This window comes from Saprospiraceae bacterium (genome assembly GCA_016716185.1).
Classification (GTDB): domain Bacteria; phylum Bacteroidota; class Bacteroidia; order Chitinophagales; family Saprospiraceae; genus Vicinibacter.
The window spans coordinates 1,221,917-1,247,461 of record JADJWV010000002.1; the positions used below are offsets into that span (position 1 = coordinate 1,221,917).

General features: G+C 40.7%; 17 protein-coding genes and 3 pseudogenes. 17 read left to right on the top strand and 3 right to left on the bottom strand.

The window, feature by feature from the left end; translation table 11 throughout:
- Nucleotides 1-63 precede the first annotated feature (63 nt).
- From IPM34_06515 to IPM34_06525, 3 genes are all read left to right on the top strand, one after another.
- Nucleotides 64-618, top strand: a complete 555-nt coding sequence (locus IPM34_06515) for a sigma-70 family RNA polymerase sigma factor (GenBank protein ID MBK8955194.1) — start codon at nucleotides 64-66, stop codon at nucleotides 616-618.
- On the top strand, nucleotides 611-1,222 hold the full coding sequence (locus IPM34_06520; protein ID MBK8955195.1) for a cupin domain-containing protein: 612 nt from the start codon (nucleotides 611-613) through the stop codon (nucleotides 1,220-1,222). Before IPM34_06515 ends, IPM34_06520 begins: the two co-directional genes overlap by 8 nt.
- A 384-nt stretch (nucleotides 1,223-1,606) precedes the next feature.
- A complete protein-coding gene (locus IPM34_06525; GenBank protein MBK8955196.1) occupies nucleotides 1,607-2,413 on the top strand; it encodes a PhzF family phenazine biosynthesis isomerase in 807 nt (268 codons plus the stop codon).
- 876 nt (nucleotides 2,414-3,289) lie between these two features.
- Here the strand turns inward: IPM34_06525 and IPM34_06530 are convergent.
- The gene (locus IPM34_06530) at nucleotides 3,290-3,688 is read right to left on the bottom strand and encodes a hypothetical protein (GenBank protein ID MBK8955197.1); all 399 of its coding nucleotides are present in this window, start codon (nucleotides 3,686-3,688) and stop codon (nucleotides 3,290-3,292) included.
- A 520-nt stretch (nucleotides 3,689-4,208) separates the two neighbouring features.
- On the opposite strand from IPM34_06530, the gene IPM34_06535 reads away from it, so the two are divergent.
- The 11 genes and pseudogenes from IPM34_06535 to IPM34_06585 all read left to right on the top strand — a co-directional run bounded on the left by IPM34_06535 (nucleotide 4,209) and on the right by IPM34_06585 (nucleotide 18,022).
- A complete protein-coding gene (locus IPM34_06535) occupies nucleotides 4,209-4,577 on the top strand; it encodes a VOC family protein (protein MBK8955198.1) in 369 nt (122 codons plus the stop codon).
- Nucleotides 4,578-5,367: 790 nt separating this feature from the next.
- Nucleotides 5,368-5,931: a hypothetical protein gene (locus IPM34_06540; GenBank protein MBK8955199.1), complete on the top strand. Its 564-nt coding sequence runs from the start codon at nucleotides 5,368-5,370 to the stop codon at nucleotides 5,929-5,931.
- An 80-nt stretch (nucleotides 5,932-6,011) separates the two neighbouring features.
- Entirely contained in the window at nucleotides 6,012-8,423 is a 2,412-nt protein-coding gene (locus IPM34_06545) for a TonB-dependent receptor (protein ID MBK8955200.1), read from the top strand.
- 459 nt (nucleotides 8,424-8,882) lie between these two features.
- Complete coding sequence (locus IPM34_06550; protein MBK8955201.1) at nucleotides 8,883-9,590, top strand: intradiol ring-cleavage dioxygenase; 708 nt, start codon at nucleotides 8,883-8,885, stop codon at nucleotides 9,588-9,590.
- A 331-nt stretch (nucleotides 9,591-9,921) separates the two neighbouring features.
- Nucleotides 9,922-11,412 (top strand): hypothetical protein, encoded by a 1,491-nt coding sequence (locus IPM34_06555; protein MBK8955202.1) that lies wholly within the window; start codon nucleotides 9,922-9,924, stop codon nucleotides 11,410-11,412.
- A gap of 212 nt (nucleotides 11,413-11,624) precedes the next feature.
- The gene (locus tag IPM34_06560; protein MBK8955203.1) at nucleotides 11,625-12,212 is read left to right on the top strand and encodes a transposase; all 588 of its coding nucleotides are present in this window, start codon (nucleotides 11,625-11,627) and stop codon (nucleotides 12,210-12,212) included.
- A gap of 212 nt (nucleotides 12,213-12,424) precedes the next feature.
- Nucleotides 12,425-14,206 carry a T9SS type A sorting domain-containing protein gene (locus IPM34_06565; protein MBK8955204.1) on the top strand — a complete coding sequence of 594 codons (1,782 nt, stop codon included), beginning with the start codon at nucleotides 12,425-12,427 and terminating at the stop codon, nucleotides 14,204-14,206.
- A 249-nt stretch (nucleotides 14,207-14,455) separates the two neighbouring features.
- The gene (locus IPM34_06570) at nucleotides 14,456-15,412 is read left to right on the top strand and encodes a hypothetical protein (GenBank protein MBK8955205.1); all 957 of its coding nucleotides are present in this window, start codon (nucleotides 14,456-14,458) and stop codon (nucleotides 15,410-15,412) included.
- 334 nt (nucleotides 15,413-15,746) lie between these two features.
- Nucleotides 15,747-16,384 (top strand): annotated as a pseudogene (locus IPM34_06575) (hypothetical protein).
- Complete coding sequence (locus IPM34_06580; GenBank protein ID MBK8955206.1) at nucleotides 16,381-16,680, top strand: transcriptional regulator; 300 nt, start codon at nucleotides 16,381-16,383, stop codon at nucleotides 16,678-16,680. The pseudogene IPM34_06575 and the gene IPM34_06580 overlap by 4 nt, the downstream one beginning before the upstream one ends.
- A 52-nt stretch (nucleotides 16,681-16,732) precedes the next feature.
- A complete protein-coding gene (locus tag IPM34_06585) occupies nucleotides 16,733-18,022 on the top strand; it encodes a hypothetical protein (GenBank protein ID MBK8955207.1) in 1,290 nt (429 codons plus the stop codon).
- Nucleotides 18,023-18,344: 322 nt separating this feature from the next.
- Here the strand turns inward: IPM34_06585 and katG are convergent.
- Together katG and IPM34_06595 are read right to left on the bottom strand one after the other, a co-directional pair.
- Nucleotides 18,345-20,584, bottom strand: a pseudogene (katG, locus tag IPM34_06590) (catalase/peroxidase HPI).
- Between the two features lie 263 nt (nucleotides 20,585-20,847).
- Nucleotides 20,848-23,055: a gliding motility-associated C-terminal domain-containing protein gene (locus tag IPM34_06595; protein MBK8955208.1), complete on the bottom strand. Its 2,208-nt coding sequence runs from the start codon at nucleotides 23,053-23,055 to the stop codon at nucleotides 20,848-20,850.
- A gap of 187 nt (nucleotides 23,056-23,242) precedes the next feature.
- Here IPM34_06595 and IPM34_06600 point away from each other — a divergent pair.
- The 3 genes and pseudogenes from IPM34_06600 to IPM34_06610 all read left to right on the top strand — a co-directional run bounded on the left by IPM34_06600 (nucleotide 23,243) and on the right by IPM34_06610 (nucleotide 25,329).
- Nucleotides 23,243-24,179: pseudogene (locus tag IPM34_06600) on the top strand (TerC family protein).
- A 206-nt stretch (nucleotides 24,180-24,385) separates the two neighbouring features.
- On the top strand, nucleotides 24,386-24,859 hold the full coding sequence (locus tag IPM34_06605) for a ChaN family lipoprotein (protein ID MBK8955209.1): 474 nt from the start codon (nucleotides 24,386-24,388) through the stop codon (nucleotides 24,857-24,859).
- The gene (locus IPM34_06610; GenBank protein ID MBK8955210.1) at nucleotides 24,760-25,329 is read left to right on the top strand and encodes a ChaN family lipoprotein; all 570 of its coding nucleotides are present in this window, start codon (nucleotides 24,760-24,762) and stop codon (nucleotides 25,327-25,329) included. Before IPM34_06605 ends, IPM34_06610 begins: the two co-directional genes overlap by 100 nt.
- The last annotated feature ends 216 nt before the right edge of the window (nucleotides 25,330-25,545 follow it).

The window sequence follows — 25,545 nt, forward strand, 5'->3', positions numbered from 1 at the left end:
CTGTAATATTTATCAGAAAAAATCTCCTTTTTCTTTTAAATTTGGAGTCAATTCATTAATAATTTGGAAGTTTCATCTTCAAAATATATAGCCGAATTTGAATTCGTCGAAAGATTGAAAAGCGGCGAACGCGAAGCATTCAGCGAGTTGTACGATCGTTATGGAAAGGCAATTTATGGGGTCATTTTGGAGATCACCAAATCCGAACCCGATGCTGAAAATTTAGTGCAGGATACCTTTGTCAAAATATGGAGGTCAATTCAGCATTATGAACCTTCGAAGGGGAGGCTTTACACCTGGATCATTATTATTGCCCGCCGGATCGCTCTGGACTTTGTTCGTTCCGGATATTTTCTTGCCAAACGGAAGATCCAAAATGAAGAAAGCGCCGTATCTGTACCAGGCCCAAGTCCTGAAATGTTGCAATTGGATTATCTTGGTTTGGATACTGCACTTGGAAAATTGGACCCAGAACTAAAAAAAATGATTGATTATCAATATTATATGGGTTATACCCAACAGGAAGTGGCCGACGAAACCGGGCTTCCACTAGGGACAGTAAAGTCCCGCACGCGCTCTGCATTGCTTATTTTGAGAAAAAACCTGAAGCATGTTTAATCTCGAACAATACATTTCTTCGGGGGTCATCGAATCTTACTGTTTGGGTAATTTACCAGCAGCGGAAGCTCGTATCCTGTTAAAACTTGCTTCTGAATATCCGGAATTACAAATCGAAATCGATGAAACTTTGGCAGCATTGGAAAAATACAAGATAGGCCAAACGCCACCCCGGAATTTAAAAGATCGCACCCTAAATTATTTAGATCCATTTCTCACCAGGGAAAAGATCGACCTGAATGATTTGCCTGTGATCACGAAACACAGCGATGCCTATGCCTGGCAGGCTGCGATAAAAGACTTGCTGCCTGAACACGAGTATCCTGATTTTTCGATTCGCAATTTAAAGCAAGGACAGGAACTGGAAATAAATTTGGTATGGCTTCATCAGGTGCTGGTCGAAGATCAACATTCCGGTGATGATTTTACAGAAAGTTTTCTGATACTCGAAGGAGCATGCGAGTGCGATTTCGAAGGTCATATTGTTCGTTTTGGTGCAGGCGATTACTTTGAAGTGCCTGCGGGGGTCAGGCATGTCATTAAAAATATTAGTGAGCCTGAGGGCTTTGTAAAAGGCATCGTTCAGCGCAGAAAAGCCGCATAGTTTAGGCGACGGATAATTCAATTTTATCTAAAGGACTCTTCTCTCAAAAAGTCAAAAATTTGGGCTTAAAGCTTAAAGCTTAAAGCGAGAAAAAGCAGAATATTTCAAATACTGTATTCAGCCTTGTCTTTTTCATTTTAACCATTTAAAGATCTGTGCTGATCTTCTTGTCAATAAAATACTTTGTGCAACTTCGTGTCTTCGTGGCAGAAATTACGAAACGAAATATCTAATTTTTTAGATAGGCTATTCATCAAAAGGACGAAATCCCTAAAAGTCTTTGTTCCTATCTCAATTTGTGTTTTAGCTTTGTCAGATTCCGTTATTGTTATATTTGAACCTAAGTCTATAGAGTTTTGTATTATTATAACATTAAATGACAACATGAAAACTTATTTTGTTGATTCTTTTACCCATCAAAAATTCAAAGGCAATCCTGCTGCTGTTTGTTTACCGGATTCTGATTTGGATGAACCAACGATGCAAAATGTGGCCATGGAAATTGGATTTTCGGAAACCGCATTTGTCCGCAAAATTCATGAAGGGCAATATTCCATTCGATTTTTTTCGCCGAAACAGGAGATTGCGATCTGTGGCCATGCAACCCTGGCATCTGCTCAGATCGTTTTTTCCCTCACAGATCTGGACAAAATTGTATTTACGAATGTAAATGGTGTTCAACTGACGACATTGCGCCGAGGGAATAAAATTTCCATGCAATTTCCTGTTTATCCCTTGGCACCATTGGATGTACCTGATGCCATGCTCGCTGCATTAGGTGTAACTGAAATCATCCATTCAGCATTCTGTGAGAATTTAAAAATTATTCTTTTAGAACTGACTGACAATAAAATTCTGGATGCATTAAATCCGGATTACGGTAGCCTCCTAAAATCTTATCAATACATCAATGGGGTATGTGTCACGGCAAGATCAACAGAAGAAGACTTTGATTTTCATTACCGTTTTTTCTGGCCCTGGTCGGGGACTTCGGAAGACCCCGTCACAGGAGGAGTTCATACTTTTCTTACACCTTACTGGAATGCAAAACTGCAGAAAGGGAATATGAAGGCTTTGCAATCGTCTCAACGGACCGGTGAAATGGAAGTTTACCAGGATGGAGATCAGGTCGTGATCATCGGACAAGCGGTGACGATGCTGGAAGGTGTGTTTTTTCATTTAGACGTGTAGGCGTGTAGGCTTTTTGGCTTTTAGGCTTTTCGACATTTCGAAATTTCGATATTTCGACACTTCGGGGTTTTGACTTTTAGGCTTTTAGGCGTGTAGGCTTTTAGGCTTTTTGACTTTTTGACTTTTTGACTTTTTGACTTTTTGACTTTTTGACTTTTTAATGATAATTTAAATATAAAGATCTGCGTAAATCTGCGTAATCCCCGCCTGACCGAATAATATTTCCATTATTTTAAACAATAGATCAGTCGGGCAGGTGCGGGAAAAAAATGGAGGAGGTTTTTCGACATTTCGATATTTCGACATTTCGACATTTCGACATTTCGACATTTCGACATTTCGGGATTTTGACTTTTTGAAAAAACCTAAATGAAAGATCTGCGTAAATCTGCGTAATCCCCGCCTGACCGAATAAGTTTTCCATTATTTTAGAATAATAGATCAGTCGGGCAGGAGCGGGAAATAAATTGGGGAGGTTTTTCGTCCCGAGGTTTCGACGTTATGACTTTTCGACTTTTTGATAAAAACCTAAATGAAAGATCTGCGAAAATCTGCGTAATCCCCGCCTGACCGAATAAGTTTTCCATTATTTTAAAACAATAGATCAGTCGGGCAGGTGCGGGAAATAAATTGGGGAGGTTTCGTCCCGATAAAATATGGGGAATTATTTCTTTACTAAAAAATTATGCAATTTTATCCACCCACTTTGCTCCGAATAGTTGATTTCATAAGAATCGGTTTAACGATCACGCATTTAATACCTGCGCTTCTATATTGAAAAATGTATCTTATATACAAATAAAAAGGCGGGATTTATCCCGCCCATTTGTTGTTTTTACTTGTCAGTATAGGAACCTTCCAATCTGAACTGTTATTTTAGTCCAAATTGATGGGTTGGTCAATATCATTCAGTGTTTTTCCTTTTGCTCTGGCACGAAGAGAATGTTTTCTTTTGGCAGGCAACTGCTTTTCGTCGATAGTTATGGTTCTTTCTCTTTTGTTATAAACCACTGCCGTTGATGGAACATCTCTCTTGTTGTCACCGGTATCATATGCAAAAAATTCTACTGTGGTCGGATCGACATTGGCAGGCAAATTAACGGGTGCAGCTGATTGGGTTTTTCCATTTGCGCGCTTGACTACTACAGATATAGAAATTGTCGTAGTTCTTCTGTTGCTGCTTGCACCTATTTCTTCGGTAGTTTTACTTTGAGCAAAGGAAGAAAATCCTGAAACCAGGATGAAGGCTAGAGCTAATAAAATCGAGTTTTTCATAATTTGTGCAATATTATTTCTGAATAAATAAGTTACTATTTGATAATTGGTGACATGAATATTATTCATTCCCGGTAATAGTATTTAAAAGTGGATATTGGTTATCAGTAATAATGGTAAAATAATTGTAAAAATAATAGTTTTTAATTACGTTTGCTATCTAATCATCATTTTGATCTATTCCCCTAATAAATATAAATTATTAAGTAATGGGGAAATTCATGTAAAGTGGAATTTATTCTGATCAACAATATAGAGTATATTTTCAATTTTATTGCAGAGATTGGGATCATCCATCATCATTATGCATTACCCATTACCCATTAGCATTCTGCATCAGTCATCACTACTCTTGTTCTTTTGAGTTGCAGAAGTGGGTATACAATTTTTTCAAAGTTAAATAACGTTAAAATCCCAGAATTAATGAAAAGGGCTTTTAAATTTGTTGCCGGTTCTGATTTTAGATGGTCAGGGCAAATGCATCCTATTTTAAGAAAAAACAAAATAAAAATCCAAAACAATGACAAATTCAATTAACTGGTTTGAAATACCAGCAACAAATTTCGAAAGAGCAAAATCATTTTACGCAGCTTTGTTTAATGCTGAAATTGAAGAAATGCCGCATCCGGAATGGAAATACGGAATCTTGCCAGGCGACATGCAAAATGGCGTTACCGGAGGTATTGTTCAGGGTGAAGGTTTTGAACCCTCCGCTTCCGGATCTTTGATCTATCTCAACGGAGGCGAAGATCTGGCTGAACCACTTGGACGGGTTGAGGCTGCCGGTGGACAAATACTTTTGCCTAAAACTCCTATTGGTGCCAATGGTTTTATTGCCCTGTTTTTAGATACCGAAGGGAATAAGGTTGGATTGCATTCTATGGCTTAAGAAGAGCAAGCAGTTTTATTTTAGTCAGGTGATGTTTCCCGCAGATGTCGCAGATGTCGCAGATATTCAGACCGGAACCTATTCTGCGTAATTCGCGTAAACGGCGCCTGACCGAATAAGTTTTCTATAATTTTAAAACAATAGATCAGTCGGGCAGATGCGGGAAAAAATCAAGTGATGTTTCCCGCAGATGTCGCAGATGTCGCAGATATTCAGACCGGAACCTATTCTGCGTAATTCGCGTAAACGGCGCCTGACCGAATAAGTTTTCTATAATTTTAAAACAATAGATCAGTCGGGCAGATGCGGGAAAAAATCAAGTGATGTTTCCCGCAGATGTCGCAGATGTCGCAGATATTCAGACCGGAACCTAGTCTGCGTAATTCGCGTAAACGCTGCCTGACCGAATAAGTTTTCTATAATTTTAAAACAATAGATCAGTCGGTCAGATGCGGGAAAAAATCAAGTGATGTTTCCCGCAGATGTCGCAGATGTCGCAGATATTCAGAACAGAACCTATTCTGCGTAATTCGCGTAAACGCCGCTTGACCGAATAAGTTTTCCTTTATTTTAAACTATATTTCAATTACATCCAATAATTATCAGATATCGATTCGGAAGTGTTAAAAAAATGATCCGGACCACTATTGATTTAATGCAAGACACAATTTCCTGAATTTAATTTATCGCTGCCTGGGACCGGTTGCATGTTTCCATTTAAAAAGCTGAGATGGCAAGTCCAGTAGATTTTATTGAGGCATGGTAGGGAACCCGGATCATTCCTGGTTTTTTGTTTAATTTAGCAGCTCAATTGCAGGAGTTGCCTAAAAGGTTCATAGGAATCGGTTTGTTGATTTGTTTAGTAGTGCCAGGCACAGCAGTTTATGTCTTGCTGCAGCATCAAAAACACATCATCAGAAAAGAAGTCAAAAGAAATCTGATTGCGGGGATCAACAAAAATGAATTGATTCTGTTGAAATTTTCCAGCAGTGAAAAATCCAGACTTTTGACCTGGGAACATTCCCGTGAATTCGAATATCAGCACAACATGTACGATGTGGTCGAAGAATCGACCGTTAACGACACCACTTCCTATTGGTGCTGGTGGGATCATGAAGAAACCAAACTCAACAAGCAACTTGTGGATTTGTGCGGTGGTGCTTTTGATCAGCACCCTCAGACTAACGATTGTCAGGAAAAGATATTTAGTTTTTATAAATCCTTGTTTAATAATCCGGTCGATATACATCATGCAGCTCTTCAGCTCATAATCGTGCACACGCATCGGCTTTACCATTCCAGTTTGGAAGCCGGATTCGAAGACCTGTTTGCGGTGCCACCGGAACAGTCCTAATTATTTTCATTATTTTTTTGTATGTGCCAGTTCAGCAATTGCTGACTGCTTTATTTATTTATTTTAATTGATTTATCACTATGAAATATATATGCATTCTGTGCTGGTTCTTATGGGCGCCTGCTACGGCCCAATTGCAGACCATCACCATCAAAGATTCACAAACCGGTGAGGGGCTTGAAATGGTTACCCTGCTGAGTGAATCGCCGAAATTATTTGCAACGACCAACCACAAAGGCGAAGCTGATATTTCGGCATTTAAAAATGTATTAAACATTCAGGTATTGGGATTTGGTTATAAAACGGTAGTCAAAAGTTTTGCTGAAATTGAACAGGCCGGCTTTATTTTACAGCTGGATGCAAGTGCTGCGCATTTTGAAGAGATTGTGGTTACAGCCACCCGTTGGAAGCAATCATCCAAAAATGTTCCGGCAAAAATTTCGGTTATTTCTCCAAAGGATGTGACTTCTTACAATCCGCAGACCGCCGCAGATATGCTGGGTTCAACCGGCGAAGTCTTTATCCAGAAAAGTCAGCAGGGTGGGGGCAGTCCGATGATCCGCGGATTTGCTACCAACCGTTTGTTGTATGCGGTCGATGGCGTTCGCATGAATTCCGCCATTTTCAGAGCCGGTAACATTCAAAACGTGATTGCACTGGATCCCTTTGCGATTGAAAATACAGAAATATTTTTTGGTCCGGGTTCCATCATCTTTGGGAGCGATGCCATAGGCGGAGTGATGAGTTTTCAGACCCTCACTCCGCAATTATCTGCTTCCGAAGATCTGCTCATTACCGGAAAAGCTGTGAGCCGATATGCCTCTGCCAACAGCGAATTCACCAAGCATTTTGACGTGAACGCAGCCGGAAAAAAATTTTCGTATGTGGCCAGCCTGACGCATGCGGATTATGGCCACTTGCAAATGGGAAAAAACGGGCCCGATTCTTATCTGAAACACTACACCGTGCAGCGACTGGACAGCATGGACCGCGTATTTGAAAACAAGGATCCGATGGTACAGGACCCAACGGCCTATTCCCAATTGAATTTAATGCAAAAGCTGAGGTTCAGGCCTAATGCTGAATGGAATTTTGAATATGCTTTTCACTTGTCGGAATCTTCTGAATTTTCGCGTTACGACCGATTGATCGAAACACAAAGCAACGGACTTCCCGTTTCGGCGGTTTGGAATTACGGGCCGCAAATCTGGCGCATGCATAATTTGTCGATTTCTCAGGTGACTTCCAATAAATTTTACGACGGCATGACCTTGAGATTAGCTCATCAATATTTTGAGGAAAGCCGGATCGACCGGAGATTGAATCACCACCGACTTCGAAATAACCTCGAAGAGGTGAATGCATTTTCCATAAACCTGGATTTTGAAAAAGATATCCATAAACACCGGATTCATTATGGTCTTGAATATGTCGTCAACGATGTGAATTCTACCGGAACTGCGGTAGATATCAGGAATGGATCGGCCATTCAGGTGCCCGACAGATATCCGGCATCGGTGTGGAAGAGTTATGCAGCCTATGCAAATTATCAGTATAAGGTTTCCGACAGACTTTTGCTTCAGGCAGGAGCGAGGATAGGAGCCTACGACATTCAATCCGATTTTACCCGCCACCTCGTTTTTTTTCCGTTTGATTTTACAAATTCAACTGTGAAAAATTCTGCGGCCATCGGGAGCCTGGGATTTGTGTATCGTCCGGCAGAAAAATGGAGACTGCATGTAAATTTAGGAACCGGATTCAGGGCGCCTAATGTCGATGATATCGGAAAAATATTTGATTTTGTTTCCGGCGAAGTCATCGTCCCGAACACTTCACTGAAAGCAGAATATGCGTACAACGGCGAAATCGGCATCACCAAAATATTTGGTGAGCGCATAAAACTCGAACTTGCTGCATATTATACTTATCTCGATCATGCCATGGTGCGCAGGGCATTTCAGGTAAATGGACAGGATAGTATTTTATACGACGGACAGATGAGTAAAGTGTACGCCATTCAGAATGCGGCCTATGGCCGCGTAAGCGGACTGAATGCAGGTATCGAGATCAAACTATTTTCCGGTTGGAGTCTTTTGTCGAAGTACAATTATCAATCGGGAAAAGAAGAAATGGACAATGGCGAGGTAAAACCTTCACGACATGCTGCGCCGGCTTTCGGAATGACTCAATTGGTTTTTCACAAGAAAAAACTGGATCTACAATTTTACGCGGTTTACAGCGCCAGTGTAATATATGAAGATCTGAATCCCGAAGAGCAAAGCAAGCTGGCGATCTACGCGAAAGACGCAAATGGGAATCCGTACTCTCCATCCTGGTACACGATCAATTTCAAAACGATGTATCAGTTGCATGAGAACTGGACCCTGAGTGCCGGTATTGAAAATCTGACGGATCAGCGATACAGGCCTTACAGTTCGGGATTGGTGGCAGGTGGAAGGAATTTTATACTGGCATTGAGGGCAGGATTTTAAAAGCTCAAAGCTTAAAGAAGAAAAGCTCAAAGCCTAATGAGCAAAGAGGATAGGGGAAGGAGGAAAGAGCAAAGTTTGAAGAAAAGCTCAAAGCATAAAGCAGGAGATTTGTTAAAACTAACAATCGTTAGTATGACTACTAACTACTAATTGCTGACTCCTGACTAAAGGCCTAAGGTAATTTGGAATGAGTAGGTAGTATTAGAAATCACTCATGTTGGAGAACCCCTGTATTTATTTCCCGCAACTCCCCGCCTGATATTTTGTTATAAAATAATGAAAAAATTATTCGGTCAGGCGGGGATTACGCAGATTACCCCTCGCTGGCGCAAGTCGCCCGACTTGTGCCAATGAGACAATTAGCTAGCCGAAACAAAAGTTATTTAAAATTAGGAATCCATGGACAATAAACAAGTTTATAAATCAGTATTATAGAATGTATGGTTGCAAATAGAATTTATGAAATTGAAATATCCTGAAATGAATCTAAGCGAAAGTCAAATGATAAGGACTTTTGTATTCGTTATTATTATTGCGATACTCAGTTCATGCAATCAACATAAGGGAAAGGAAATAAGCGAAGGAAAGAAACCATCGCAAATTGGCGGGGCTTTCGAAAATCGCGAATTCACCTATTATGGGATTCCCAGATCTGTGAATGCGGTAGATACCAGTCCGGGGTGGCATCAGACTGGCCAGAAGTTAAAAATAAAAGGCGTGATTTTCAAAGCAGATGGTCAGACACCTGCGCCGGGAGTTTTACTTTATTATTATCACACCAATACCGAGGGAACCTACCTTCACAAGCCGGAAATAAGGCGCAGTATGGCTCCAAATGATTTAGGACAAACCCATGGTTATATCAGGGGTTGGGTACAAACAGATCAGCATGGTGCCTATGAAATATACACAGTGAGACCTGGCAGCTATCCGGGCAGGACAGATCCGGCGCATATCCATTGTACCATCAAAGAACCCAATGATATTGCGGAGTATTATATCGACGATATACTGTTTGACGATGATCCTTTGCTTACGGAACGGCATCGCCAAAGACTTGAGCAAAGAGCTGGAAACGGAATTGTGGAGCTCGTAAGCGATGGAGAATTGGCAATTGGAGTTCGCAACATCGTACTTGGGAAAAACATTCCGGGATATCCATTGTAGCTGTTTCGGTGATTCGATTATCGTAATATTTATAGACGTTCCTTTGGACAAATATTCGAACTCATCGCAGGCGCAAGTCCCCTCGCAGACGCAAGTCCCTCGCAGGCGCAAGTCCCCTCGCTGGCACAAGTCCCCTCGCTGGCACAAGTCCCCTCGCTGGCGCAAGTCTCCCGACTTGTGCCAATGATACAATTAGCTAGCCGAAACAAAAGTTATTTAAAATTTGGAATCCATGGACAATAAACAAGTTTATAAGTCAGTATTATAGAATGTATATTTGCAAGGCAATAAAATATTTATGATAATAAAATATAAATTACGATAAATAAGCATGTTTGTTAATTTAAAATATATAAAGGGAACGATGATATTGCTTGGTGCAATGTTTATTCAAGTGGTATATTGCCAAGTAAAATACTCGAGTAATTGGTTGTTTGGTTATGACACAATGAATTTACATACACAGTTTAACTTCAATGATGATAGCTTGAAAGTTTCAACATTTAAAAGTGTTATGTATATTGATGGTGTTACTGTGATTAGTAATTCGGTTGGAAAATTATTGTTTTATACTGACGGATGCCAAATATTTAACAGCAACCATCAATTAATTCTAAATGGTGACAATTTAACACCCATAAATTGGGGCTCTTTTTGCACAAATGGAATTGGAATACTTCTTGATCAGAGTGCTTTAGCAATTCCTATAGAAGGTAAACATGAACGATTTATTTTAATTTCGCCTAATTTAGATACAATCAACGTTAATGGCACAAGAAATGTAGGACGGTCTGCATTTTATTATCATATTATTGATTTCGATTCAATTCATCCAAATGGTATTGTAAGTTCAAAAACAAATATATTGTTAAACGGAATATTTGGCATAAATGGCATAACAATGTGCAAACACGGTAATGGATTGGATTGGTGGATTTTATTTCCACATTTAGATTCTAATTGTATTAGTGTCTTTAAGCTTGTATCAGATGAATTTAAGTTTTCTTCCAAAATATGTTTTGAATTACCTTATGCATTTAAATCAGGTTCTGGTTCGAGTAAATTTAGTTCGGATGGGAATTATTTTGCGATTTCTGACAATTACGAAGGAATTTCCTTGTTTAGATTTAACCGATGTAAAGGAACACTAAGTTTTCTTGAGAATATTAGATTTCCGGAAGATACTGTTTCCGGTTCCTATTGCGAAATATCACCTAATTCACAATTTTTATATGTGTTTAATAGATCCAGATGTTGGCAGATAGATCTTTTTGAATCAAATAGATCATCGAGTAAGACTGTTGTTGCTGAATGGGATAAAATGATTCCAAATACAAGATTTGGGGGTGCACAACTTGCATTAGATAATAGAATCTATGTTGCATGCCCAGGCACATCGAATTTTTATCATGTCATAAAAGATCCAAATACTAAGGGCACACTTTGTAATTTTGAGCAAAGGGCTATTAAATTACCCACATATAACTTTTACACGATTCCTAATTTCCCAAATTACAATTTGAAAGCAGAATCAGTACCATGTGAAATGACTAATGTTATTGAACAAACCACAATAAATTGCGATACGAGGTTAATTTCCTTAAAAGGGAATAAATATATTTTGGATTTAAGGGACATGCCTAAGGGAAAAAGAGAAATCGCGGTTTATGATGTTTCTGGAAGTCAATTGCAATTAAATAAAAATATTTACTATTCTGACTATGAATTGGATTTCTCGAATTACAAAAATGGCATCTACTTTATCGTTATCAAAAGTGATAAATTAGGTGTATGTAATTATAAAATAACAAAAATTGATTAAGGAAAGCTCTTCTGGAATAAGGTATTAAAATTCTAATTAACATGAATTGTAAATTCAACTTCTTTGATTCTGCTTTCAGATATTTTTTCAAAGTTAGTTCTCTTTGGAAAAAAGCGTCTTAATTGTCCAATTCGATTTTGAACCCTCGCTGGCGCAAGTCGCCCGACTTGTGCCAATGATATTAAATTCCATATTTCCATTATTTTTGACTAATGAGCAACAAATACAAATTCAATGAGCCTGAAGGGATTTATTTTGTAAGCTTCGCAACAGTTGGTTGGGTAGATGTTTTTACAAGAATTGAATACAAAGAGTTATTTATTGAAAGCCTGAGATATTGTCAGATAAATAAGGGAATGCAAATACATGTCTGGTGCTTGATGACCAACCATGTACATTTGATCTTTTCTTCAAAAGAGCCAGGAAAGCATTCCGATATACTGCGGGATCTTAAAAAGTTTACCGCAACTGCACTTATTAAAGGAATAGCTTCCAATCCTAGAGAAAGCAGAAAAGAATGGATGATGAACATTTTTGAGGAAGCAGGGAAGAAAAATTCAAACAATTCAAAATACCAATTCTGGCAACAAGACAATCATCCAATCGAGATTTATAGCCCAAAAGTTATATCTCAAAAGATATTATACGCGCATAATAATCCAGTAGTGGAAGGTATTGTTGATGAACCTGAACATTATTTATTCAGCAGTGCCAGGGATTATGCTGGCCGTAAAGGTATCATCGATATTGAATTTCTCGATCTTCCGGCTTCCTTGATTGGTTATAAAGATCTTGGTTGAATAGAATAAGCATTAGTAAATTTGCGGTGGCACAAGTCGGGAGACTTGCGCCAGCAGGGGCCAGCAGGGGATGCAATTCCATCTCACGTAAATTAATTTTCTTTGGACACTAAAAATATGAAAGATGGAATTTATCAGATCAGGATAAGCGCAGGAGATAAAACGATTCATTTGCAGAAGATTTTAATTATTAATTAATGTTATATCAATTTATGAAAATTATTACCTTTTTAGCAAGCATCATAGCAATCCTTCAATTGCCTGCACAGAAGCATGATTACAATGTATTGGTGGGGTATCGCAGCAATGATACGGTCTTTAATTCATACCAGGGTATTACCCGCTTTGATTTCAATACAGCGAGTTTAAATCCGAGAATAACATACGATAGTTTCAGGCGAATTGATTTTCATTGGACCATAAATAATATGTCGGATGTTGATGGGCAGTATCTTTTTAGTTACAATGGTTTCACTATTGAAGATTCTGCCAATCAGGTTATCAAAAATGGCAAGGGGGATTTTACAAGGCAAACAGAATTTGGCGATGTTGTTTACCAGTCAGGGTTAATATTGCCATTGGAAAAGCAAGATAACTATATGTTATTACATGAGTATAATTATATTCACCAAAATCTTGGATATGTATTTTCAGATGGTTTGCATTATTCAATCATTGATATGAGTAGTGTTGCAGGAAAAGCTGCAGTTGTTCAGAAAAACAAAATTGTTATTTCAGATACTCTAGATCCTGGAAGAACCATTGCAATCAGACACGCCAACGGCAGAGACTGGTGGATATTAAAAGGGAAACACGATATGTTATCATTCTATACTTTTCTTTTAACTAGAGATACCATTTATAAATATGGATTACAAGTAATTGGGGATCGGCAGTATATCCCTTTTGGTTGTGTAGCCGTATCTCAACAGGGTGATAAGATAGTATACATCAGCCAACACGAAGGACCATTAGGTGGACAAGGCGGTGTACTGGGATTATTTCTGCATTTTTTTGATTTTGACCGATGTACGGGTTTATTATCCAATCCGAAAAGTATAAAAATAGATGGCAGGATAATACTTTTATTTGGTGGTGCCTTTTCTCCAAATGGGAAATTCTTTTATGTATCGCGTGCGGAAACCATGTATCAGATAGATATGACCAGGCCGGATATCATATTGGACACGGTCGCCATTTATGATGGATTTTCCTATATATCACCTGGAAATGTAGAATATCATACCTGGTTTGGTTTTATCCAACCTTTGCCGGATGGAAGGATTTATGGAAGCACAAGCAATTCCGGACAGCAGTATGCGTTTTATATCAATAAGCCCAATGAAAAAGGAAGAGCCTGTGATGTCAGACAACACTCATTAAAGATTACAGCTTTTAGTGCAATACCAGATTTTCCAAATTATCGCCTTGGGCCAATAGATGGCAGTACATGCGACACTTTGAATATAAATAATAGTCCGATTTCAGAATTCAGGTATGATCAGGATTCCACAGCTTTTTTAAAAATCGAATTTACGAATCTAAGCTATTATGAGCCAACCGAATTTTGGTGGGATTGGGGCGACGCAACAACGCCCTATTATACCACAAATAAGGATACTTCCATATTGCATACTTTTGCTAAGGAAGGTGTATACCGTGTGTGCTTGCATGTTAAAAACAGCAACGGCGAACATACTACTTGTAAAGAACTAAAACTCGGAACAACAGGTACCAAAGATGTTGAAATGGCAGATCAAATCAGTATCTATCCGAATCCGGTAAGTCAGCAGTCTATGATCCATATTGGAAACTATTTACCAAAGCAGATGAGCTTTACGCTATTTAATGTATATGGTCACCCAGTATTATCAGAGCGATTATTTCATGGGTCTAATATATTGGATATGGGTGGGCTCAATGCGGGCATTTATCTAATTGAGATAAAAGAAAATGGATTAGTACTATGTACTAAGAAGCTGATAAAAATATAGTGTCCAGAAGTCTGGACTGTTCAATGCAAAATGAACGTTGATAATGGCTTGAGCGGGGAAGTTCGGTGGCACAAGTCGGATTTGTCCGCCTTTTGGCGGATTTGTCCGCCTATTGCGGATTTGTCCGCCTATTGGCGGAAGACTTGCGCCAGCAGGGGAGAAAAAGCATGGTGCGATGATACTGGGTATGGAATTGTTTTATTAATTGAAAAATTAGATCATTAGGATACGAGTTTTTAAAATATTATCATGAATTTAAATAATTATATACTTTCGGTAGTGTTTTTACTAATTTCACTCATTACATGTACAGGCCAAGAATTATGGATGCCGAAAAGGACTAGAAATGTTTCAATTGATGATTCTTTATATTATCGAAGCAAATTAATTAGATGTTTTTTAGAGTTACATAATAATGAGCAAGATTACACTTTGAATAATATTGCTGCAAATTATGCTCATGTATATGCTTCTCCGGATACTGTCTTTAAATACTTGAACTTAAGTATTGAGCATTATCCTCAGGAGGAGTGTTTGTTATTGTTTGACAGTTTGCAGAATAATAAATTTGTGAAATCTGCGCATGATTCATATTCTGAAATAGATAAACAGAGTTATGAGATGGTAAGAAGGAAGTGTGATAGTATTTTAAGTTTAATTAATAAGGACCTACAGTCAAAATTATTAACAATGAGTGTTAATGATCAGGAGATAAGGATCCGCCTCGACTCACTATATGGTTCTCGACAATTTTATAAGAGAAATATTAAGGCATTACAATTGTGGTCAATTCAAAACAAACGAGATTCTGTAAATCAGAGGGAGTTAGAACTAATTATTAATAAATTTGGCTATCCTGGTAAAACATTAGTTGGACATAGTCTTTGTAACGTAGGATTTGATATTATTCTCCATGCCCCGCAAGCTTACCAGGAAAAGTATCTTTCCCTCATTGAAGATGCGAGTAATAAAAACGAATTGGATAAACGATGTTATCCCTTTTTATTTGATCGAATATTAATGAATAAAGGCAAGAGACAGATTTATGGCACTCAGTTTAAATATAATAATGTCAGCATGAAATTAGAGCTATACCCAATTGAAGATGCTAAAAATGTGAATCAGAGAAGAAAAATATATCACCTACCACCTTTAAAAGAAGACATAAATTATTTCAATGAAATGGAAAAGAATTCCGGTAAATAAGATAGATTAGTTCCTTTCTATAGATAGACAATAAAATCAATGTCATTAAGGTTTAGCGATTCCGATGATGAATCGGTTAATTTTACTACTTTAATTTTTCAATCGTATCCGTCCAGTGAAGTACATCTAGTCCGCGCTGAGTGGGTGGCCTAGCTTTGCCGAAATATATCATAATGACAAAGCAGGAATTTGAATTAAGGCTGGAGCGGCTTGTCAAGCTTTCAGTCTCATTTCAAAGACTAACATCCACCCTAAGCGAGCGAAAAAAATTCTGCTGATACATATCATACATTCGTGTAACTTTGCGTTACAAAGTACTTTTAATACCGAAAGAATGAAACAACAGAATGAACCTCTAGAAACCTTAAAGGAGATCCGTACGCTCATGGAACGCTCGTCCCGCTTTCTATCGCTGAGCGGCCTCTCTGGTCTTATAGCAGGGCTCGCAGCCATTGCAGGGATTGCAGCAGCCTATCTTTACCTCGGACTGGGTTTGGGGGATCCCGGCTATTCTCATTTAATCAGAACAGAAAACGGCGAAACCAATGTGGAGGCCTATACTTTTCTGGCCTTGGATCTCCTCCTCGTATTGATGATTTCGCTTTTAGGTGCAGGCCTCATGACGATTAAAAAGCAAGACAGGAAGGACAGTCTGTTTGGGATGCTTCCGCAAAACGACTGGTTTATAATTTGTCCATTCCTCTTGGTATAGGAGGATTTTATTGCCTAACCCTGCTCTATCACGGTCACATGGCATGGATTGCTCCGGCGACATTAATTTTTTACGGACTCGCTCTTATCAATGCCAGCAAATACACACTCGATCATATTCGCTATTTAGGGCTCGTTCAAGTTCTTATTGGCTTGGTTGCCGGTTTCTTTTTGGATTACGGATTGCTGTTTTGGGCACTTGGATTTGGGATGGTACATATTGTTTACGGCATCATCATGTACTTTAAATACGAAAGGTGAAAAATTACATCGAAGATTTAAATAAAGCCTTTGAGAGCAGGGTACGGCTTGGTATCATGTCGATCCTGGCTGTCAACGATTCGGCAGATTTTACTTTTCTGAAAGAGCATTTGCAAATTTCCGACGGGAATCTGGCCAGCCATATCCAGGCGCTGGAAAAACTAAAATACATACTCGTGAAAAAACAGTTCGTGGGTAAAAAACCCAACACCTCGTATTCCATCACGAAACCGGGGAAGAAGGCATTCAACGAGCACCTGAATGCCCTCGAAAAACTGATCCGGAATGCCCTTTGAATTTTTTTATACTTTAACTTTGAAATACAAAGTACTTAAAAATACAAATAAAATGAGTAACAAGCATATTGAAAACAAGAACACAGCCATCGATGCGTTGGGTAAAAGCATGCGCGATGCAATGTCTGATCCTTCTCAACTGGAGACCTTATACAGAAAAAACAAATCTGCTTTCCGGTCGGCATTCTTCGCCGTTTATCCGGACTTCCGACATTTGCCGCTGGCGGAATTCTGGAAGGAGCGTCTTCGCGAGAACAGGGATGAAATTACATGGGGTCAAAAATCCGATCTCCTGTTTTTAATCGTTGTCTGTTTGGTAGCGGGCTTCATTGCAAAAATCCCGCATTTCATGGGTCTGATCGAAGATACGTTTTACCAGAGAAACTTTTCGTTTACCGTATTACCTTTTCTGACGGCCTTTTTTGTCTGGAAACAAAATTTATCGCGGATGCAAACCCTGGTGTTGTTCCTGATGCATGCGATCGCAGCCATCTACATCAATCTGCTTCCGGTGAATGGCCTCAGCGATACGTTGACATTGGCCTGTATGCACCTGCCCCTGGTGTTGTGGTCGGGTGTAGCATACGCTTATTGCGGAGGTACGTGGCGAGATCATTCTAAAAAACTGGATTTCTTAAAGTTCAATGGCGATCTTCTTGTCGTGTCTGCTATCCTTTTGGCTGCTGCAGGTTTATTTACGGCGGTGAGTTTTGGTTTGTTTGAACTGATCGGCATCAAGCTCGAATTTGTCTTTACAAAATTTATGGCTCCCTTTGGATTGCCTGCAATTCCCATCCTGGCCACTTTTCTCGTCTATACCAATCCTCAACTCGTCAAATGGATCTCGCCGATCGTGGCGAAGGTATTCACTCCACTGGCCTTGTTGCTGGTTGTCGTATATCTGCTCACCATGGTGTTTACAGGTAAAAATCCGTACGGCGACCGGGAGTTCCTGATTTTATTCAACGTATTGCTTTTGGGCGTGATGGCGCTCATCTTTTTTTCATTGTCGGTAGATCGCAATACTTCAGGCCATCTTTACTGGATCATGCTGTTGTTTGCGCTCGGCTGTGCAAGCATTGTCCTGAATGGTTTTGCATTATCTGCCATCCTGTTCCGGATTTCCGAATGGGGTTGGACACCCAACCGCACCGCTGTTCTCGGTAGCAATATTCTGATATTAACCAACCTGGTTTTGGTGGCGTACCAACTCATCCGCAGCCTGATGCAAAATCCGGATCCGGAAGCTGTGAAAAATAGCATTGGTGCTTTCCTTCCGGTGTATGTAATCTGGGCAGCGATTGTTGCTTTTATGTTTCCGGTTCTTTTTGATTTTCAATAAAGGAAATGTAGCTTAAAGCTATAAGCGAAAAGCTTAAAGCGAAAGGCTTTGCGAACTTGCAAACGTTAGTTTTGCAAGGGCCCCAATCTGATCATTTAAGATGCCGATGATAGGTACTTCAATTGGATAACGTCATATGAAGATCAGTATACGCTGCAAGATTGAAATGGTCTGACATCTAACGAAAACTTTGTATTGCTGATGATATGATTTAAATATAAAACATAACACATCAGACTTATAGATACAAACGATTGTTAGCACCCTTAAAAACAAATGTCCATATCCAATTAAAAAAACTTTAAGCTTTTCGCTTATAGCTTTAAGCTCTCTTCAAATCATACCGATCCAGATCCATCACTTTCGTCCAGGCTCCCACAAAATCATTTATAAATTTCTCCTGTGCATCTTCACAAGCATAGACCTCAGCCAGCGCCCGAAGTTCTGAATTGGAACCAAAGATGAGATCCACACGTGTTGCAGTCCATTTGAGATCCGCAGATTTGCGATCGCGTCCTTCGAAAAGATCCTGTTTGTCGGACATCGCTTTCCAGCTGGTGTTCAGATCGAGAAGATTTACAAAATAGTCATTCGTAAGCGCTTCCGGTCTGCTGGTAAATACGCCGTGTTTGGAACCATCAAAGTTTGTGTTTAAAACGCGCATGCCGCCGATCAATGCCGTCATTTCCGGAGCCGTCAGATTCATCAGCTGCGATTTGTCGATCAGCATTTCTTCTGCGCTTACCTGGTGTTTGGGTTTGAAATAATTTCTAAATCCGTCGGCAGCGGGTTCGAGCACTGCAAACGATTCTACATCGGTCTGTTCCTGGCTGGCATCATTTCTTCCGGGAGTAAAGGGCACCGTTACCGATTGACCTGCATTTGCTGCAGCTTTTTCAATACCGGCACATCCTGCAAGCACGATGAGGTCGGCCATCGACAACTGTTTGCCATCGTTGCGCGACTGATTGAAATCGCTGCGGATTTTTTCCAGGGCATTCAATACTTCGGCGAGTTGTTGCGGCTGATTGACTTCCCAATCTTTTTGTGGCGCCAGTCGCAAACGCGCACCATTGGCTCCGCCTCTTTTGTCGGACCCTCTGAAGGTCGATGCCGATGCCCAGGCGGTTTTCACCAACTGAGCTACGCTCAGTCCTGAGTTGAGAATGGTCGTTTTGAGCGATTGGATGTCCTGTGCATCGATCAATTTATAATTTACCGGAGGAATGGGATCCTGCCAGATCAAAACTTCCTGGGGTACTTCCGGACCGAGGTATCTGCTCACCGGACCCATATCGCGATGGGTGAGTTTGTACCAGGCACGTGCAAAGGCATCTGCGAACTGGTCGGGATTTTCAAAAAACCTCCTGGAGATTTTCTCGTAGGCGGGATCAAATCGCAAAGCCAGGTCTGTGGTCAGCATGATGGGCGTGTGTCTTTTATCGGGATCGTGTGCATCGGGCACCGTTCCTTCGCCCATGTTGTGTTTGGGTTTCCATTGATGCGCGCCGGCCGGACTTTTGCTGAGTTCCCACTCGTAGCCGAAGAGATTCCAGAAAAAGTTGTTGCTCCATTTGGTAGGGGTAGTGGTCCATGCGCCTTCCAGTCCGCTGGTGATGGTATCGGCGCCGCTTCCCGAGCCATAGCTGTTTTTCCAGCCGAGACCTTGTTCTTCGATGCTGGCTGCAGCGGGTTCCGGCCCCACGTATTTGGAAGGATCGGCTGCACCGTGTGTCTTGCCGAAGGTATGGCCACCTGCGATCAGAGCCACGGTTTCTTCGTCGTTCATGGCCATGCGACCGAAGGTTTCGCGGATGTCGCGGGCGGCGAGCAGCGGATCGGGATTGCCATTGGGTCCTTCCGGGTTGACGTAGATCAGTCCCATTTGTACAGCTGCTAATGGATTTTCGAGTTCGCGGTCGCCTGAATAGCGTTTGTCGTCCAGCCATTTGCTTTCAGAGCCCCAGTACACGTCTTCTTCGGGTTCCCACACATCTTCGCGGCCGCCTCCGAAACCAAAGGTTTTAAAGCCCATCGATTCGAGTGCGCAGTTTCCGGCGAGGATCATCAGGTCGGCCCAGGATATTTTTTTTCCGTATTTCTTTTTGACGGGCCAAAGCAACAGCCTGGCTTTATCGAGGTTGGCGTTGTCGGGCCAGCTGTTGAGCGGGGCAAATCGCTGCGTACCGCTGCCACCACCTCCGCGGCCATCGGAAATCCGATAAGTTCCGGCGCTGTGCCAGGCCATGCGGATGAAAAACGGACCGTAATGACCGTAGTCGGCGGGCCACCAGTCCTGCGATTGGGTCATGAGATCGAATATGTCTTTTTGATTTCCTGAAGATCGAGCGAATTGAATTCCCTTGCATAGTTAAAACCGGCATCCATCGGATTGGATAATTCCGAATGCTGTCGCAGGATGTTGAGTTTTAATTGATGGGGCCACCAGTTTTGGTTTCTCGGGCCGCTGCCTGCACTTTGATGCAGGGCCCCGCCGTGAAAGGGGCATTTGCTTTCTGTGTTGACCTGATAGGAGGGTCCTGATGTGGTATGGTTTTCCATTGTTTAGAAATTGATAAACTTAATTTATTAATGATGATTTTGAAATGAATGCACTTCCTTTTTCTTCGATAGAAAATTTTAAAAAACAGGTTTTCCGGCCGGATTGCATTCAACATTCATAACAAGGGGGTTTGTCAAAAGTTCAGAAAATCCGGGTGAATTCCCGATGATAAATATCAGTTTAGTAACTGATCAACATGCGAATAAAATCTTAAATTTATTAGATTATTTTTTTGACTCTACAGCAATTTCGGGATCCACTCTTATTTGACCAGGGTCACCGACCCTTTCACTTTCCTTTTTTGTCCGCAGGCTTCCCATTCTGCCACAAACACATAGGTTGCCGGCGGCATGGGCCGCGATTTAAAAAATCCGTCCCAGGACTGATTTTTTCCTTCAAACAACAACTCTCCCCAGCGATTGAAAATCTTGATATAAAAATCAGGATTGAATTCCCTGCCGGGAAACTCATCGTTGATCTGGTCGCCGTTGGGAGAGAAGACGTTGGGGAATGAACCCTTGGTAAAATCTTTCAAAAATTCAACTTCGGTACTGTGACTAAAAATGCCGCACGCATTGATCAAAGTATAACTATAGATCCCATTTTTCCTGATCATAATTTCACTTCCGGTTTCGCCTGTACTCCAGACACTTTTTGGATCACCCGATAATAATGTAACTATTTGTCCCTCACATTCAGTGATCATTTCTGGTAATGGGTTTGGTTTGTATTCAATATTAATTTGCATCTCATCTGAGAATTGCTGACAACCGTTGTCGAAATGGTAAGTATAAACCCCGGGCGAATCCAAAACAATTGTTTCCAGTTCACCTGTATTCCATTTTACCTGAGGAATATTTATACTAAACCGAAATGGCACATTCTCGCAGAAGCTGGTGTCTCGCAACACCTGTGGTGGTTCAACGCGGCTCACAAGCTCGACTACAACGGTGTCAAATAATTCCCCACAGGGAGTTGATATTTTTGCCCAAAAAATTCCGGATGAATTTACTATCAACTGCTTTCCAAAATGTCCATCGCTCCAGGTTGAATTTTGTGAAGCATGGATGGTGTCATTATTACCTTCACAAATTTTAATTGAATTTTCTAAAATAAGTTCAGGCTTCTTAAATAATTCTATGTGAATGCTATCAAGAATGGTTTCACATTGATATTCGAGTTTAGCCCAATAGGTACCGGGTTGAAAAACAGTCAAACTTGAACCAATATGTCCTGTACTCCATAGGGTTTGTGAATTAGGTGCATATAACGTTATTCCTGCAGGATTACATAGGAAGGTGTCTTTTCCTAAAAAATTTTCGTCAATAGGATTAGTATGACCTCTAATAAATAGCACTGTATTTTGTAATCCAAAATGTCCATATGTGTTAGGTAGCAGTTGAACATAGGATTCAGTATAGTTGCATTGTAGTCCCGGAACATCAGGATTCAGAATAGCACTTACCAAACTTTTAATCCCACTTGAAACGATGAGCCTCCCATGAGGATCTCTATTAATGGAGGCAACATAATAATGCGCAGGATATTGAAACAAAGTTCTTTTTACCCGCGAGCTCAGATCAAATTGATAAACTCCCGATACTACATAAAAACTTGTATAATAAACGAGTCTGTCACTTGGCGAAAATTCTATGCCGTAATCATGTGTGCCCTCATTGATAATGAATCTATTAGAAAGTTTCCCGCTCAGTGTGTCAAAATCCATGAGCCATACTCCATTGCCTGAAGCATTCAATCCGGCCGAATAGAGAATTTGAGTTTTCTTATTGTTGACTTTCATTTGACCAACTTGTGGTGAGAACTCTTGCCCAAAATAACTGATTACAGGATTACTCGTATGAATACCAAGTTCGTCCAGATAAAAACAGATGATGGTGTTTTCAAATAATTTTGAAGTTAAAATCCAAAATGCTTTTCCCTGATTTAGTGAAACGGAAGTCAGACGTTCTGAAAACTTACCTGGAATCAGGATGTTTTTTAAACCAGGAACGACCTTTCCTAAGCCTCCATTTTCACAAAGATCTACAATTGTGTATCGCAGGTTTCCTCGATATTGATCAGAGGTTTCATCTGCTGTCATAAATACATAGTACCGCATTGCATCCGATGGATCTTGAACAATCATGGGCCCTTGAGCGCTGGAACCACCATTGCAAACAAGACCATCACCATTGTCCATGATAACATGGTTTTTATTATAAATTCTATTTGCGGTTACATAAAACAAGAGGTTGCCAGAACTGTCGGTAAGTGTTGCATTGCTTTCATGATTGGCAAGGTTAGGATTGTATAAGGGAGTAGGAGGTTCTGTGCTAAAATCAAGTCCGGCTTGCCTCCCAAAATACCAAATTGAAGATTGGATTTGAGAGCAGCTATTTGAGAGATACCCCAATACGAATATACAAATTGCTAAATTTCTCGAAAGGGTAAACACAATCCGATTAAGCATGACTCTTAAAATTAAGTCGGATTTTGGAGAAATGAATTAAATAGTCAACTATTTTGCCAAATCATTTTTGATGGTTTGTGAAGCATCTGTATTTTCCTATGCTTTTAGTTAGGATGCATTATTTTTTAGACAATGGTGTAAATAACTATTCCACAATATCTTTGCCCCGGACTTTTCTTAAAGCAACATGAACACCCCCCTCCAATTCTGGGTCTATTTTTCCCTGTTTATCCTGGTCATGCTGGCCATAGACCTGGGTATTTTTCACCTGGAAGGCCCATGCGGTGAGCTTTAAGGAATCGCTGCTGTGGACCTTTGTCTGGCTGATCCTGGCCATGTTGTTTAATACCATTGTGTACTTCTGGAAGGGCCCGGAAAAATCCTTTGAGTTTCTCACCGGATACATCATCGAACTGTCGCTCAGCGTCGATAACCTGTTTCTCTTCATCCTGATATTCAAGTACTTTCACGTACCTGTCGAATACCAGCACCGGGTGCTGTTCTGGGGTATTTTGGGGGCACTGGTCATGCGGGTTATTTTTATTTTTGCCGGCATCGCCCTGATCACCAAATTCCACTGGATCATCTATGTATTCGGCGGCTTTATCATTTTTACGGGCATCCGCATGCTGTTCCAAAGCGATCAGGAAGTGCATCCCGAACGGAATGTGGTCATCCAATGGATCAAAAAACTATTTCCGGTCACCAAAGGTTTCTACAAGGATAAATTCTTCATCAAAAGGCAGGGCATCCTCATGGCCACACCCCTGTTTATCGTCCTGGTCTTTGTGGAGATGACCGATCTCATTTTTGCGGTCGATTCCATTCCGGCTATTCTGGCCATCACCACCGACTCGTTTATCGTGTTTACTTCCAACGTCTTTGCCATCCTCGGGCTGCGCTCGCTGTATTTTTCGCTGGCTGGCATGATGGGCCTGTTCAGGTATCTGCACATGGGTCTGGCGGCTATACTTATCTTTATCGGATTGAAAATGGTGCTGGCGGATGTTTATAAACTGCCCATCGAAATTGCGCTGATGGTGGTGTTGGGGATATTGGCAACGAGTATAATAGCGTCGTTGATGGTGGGGAGGACTCAAAAAGGCTTAAGGCCTAAGGCTTAAGGCTTAAGGCAGAACGCTTAAGGCCTAAGGCAAAAGGCTTAAGGCAGAAGGCTTAAGGCAAAAGGCTTAAGGCAGAAGGCTTAAGGCAGAAGGGGAAAAGGGGAAAAGATTTAAAGAGTAAATGCAAGTAAGTAGAGAATACATAATAGCCTAAAAGTCGAAAAGTCAAAAAGTCTAAAAGTCGAAATGTCTAAATAATGATGAAATTGAACAAGGTTTTTTTGATTGGAGCTATATTATTGTTTGGTATCCAGGTTTTCGGGCAGCTTTCAGAACAACATTATAAAGTATATCAGGCCAGAACCGGAAGGGAAGTGAGTTTACAGGAACTCGCTGCAGATATGAAGAATTACGATGTGCTATTGTTTGGGGAGGAACACAATGATTCCGTGGCGCATCATCTGGAGCACAGGATACTGGAACTGCTTTTCCAGGAATACAAAAACAATCTGGCACTTTCACTGGAAATGTTTGAAAGGGATGTGCAGCTGGTGATGAACGAATATCTGAGCGGAAGTATTCGCGAAAAAATTTTACAAAAGATGCGCGCGCCTGGAAAAACTACAAGGATTACAAACCCATGGTCGAATTTGCCAAAGCCCATAAACTCGATGTGGTTTGTGCCAACGCGCCGGGTCGTTATACTAACCTTGCAGGAAGAAAAGGCCAAAAAGCATTAATGGATTTGCCCAAGGAATCAAAAAAGTATTTCGCTCCTTTGCCCTATGATACCGCTTCCGGAAAATATTACGAAAAATTGATGAACCTGACTTCACACGGCCCGGCTCCCGCTCCCGATTCTACAAAGAAAGATTCAAGTCAGAAAATTGTACCGCCCGCGATGAATATGGGTGGATTTAGTTTGATTATGGGGCAGTCGCTGTGGGATGCGACCATGGCCTACTCCATATCCCAATACCTTAAGAAAAACAAGAGCAAAAAAGTGATGCATGTCAATGGGCGTTTCCACAGCGATGAAAGATTTGCAGTGGTCACGCAACTCAACAAATACAATCCGAAATTGAAATCCCTCGTCATCTCCACCGGTCCCGACGATTCTTTTCCGAATGTGGATTGGAGTCAGTTTAAACATTTGGGAGACTATGTCATCATTACGGATCCGGAAGTGCCGAGAACGTATGGGGAATAGTTGGCAGTTGGCAGTTGGCAGTTTGCAGTTGGCAGTTAGCAGTTGGCAGTTTGCAGTTAGCAGTTGGCAGTTAGCAGTTGGCAGTTGGCAGTTAGCAGTTAGCAGTTGGCAGTTAGCAGTTGGCAGTTAGCAGTTGGCAGTTAGCAGTTGGCAGTTAGCAGTTGGCAGTTAGCAGTTGGCAGTTGTTGGTTGTTAGAAGTTAGTTGTTAGTTGATA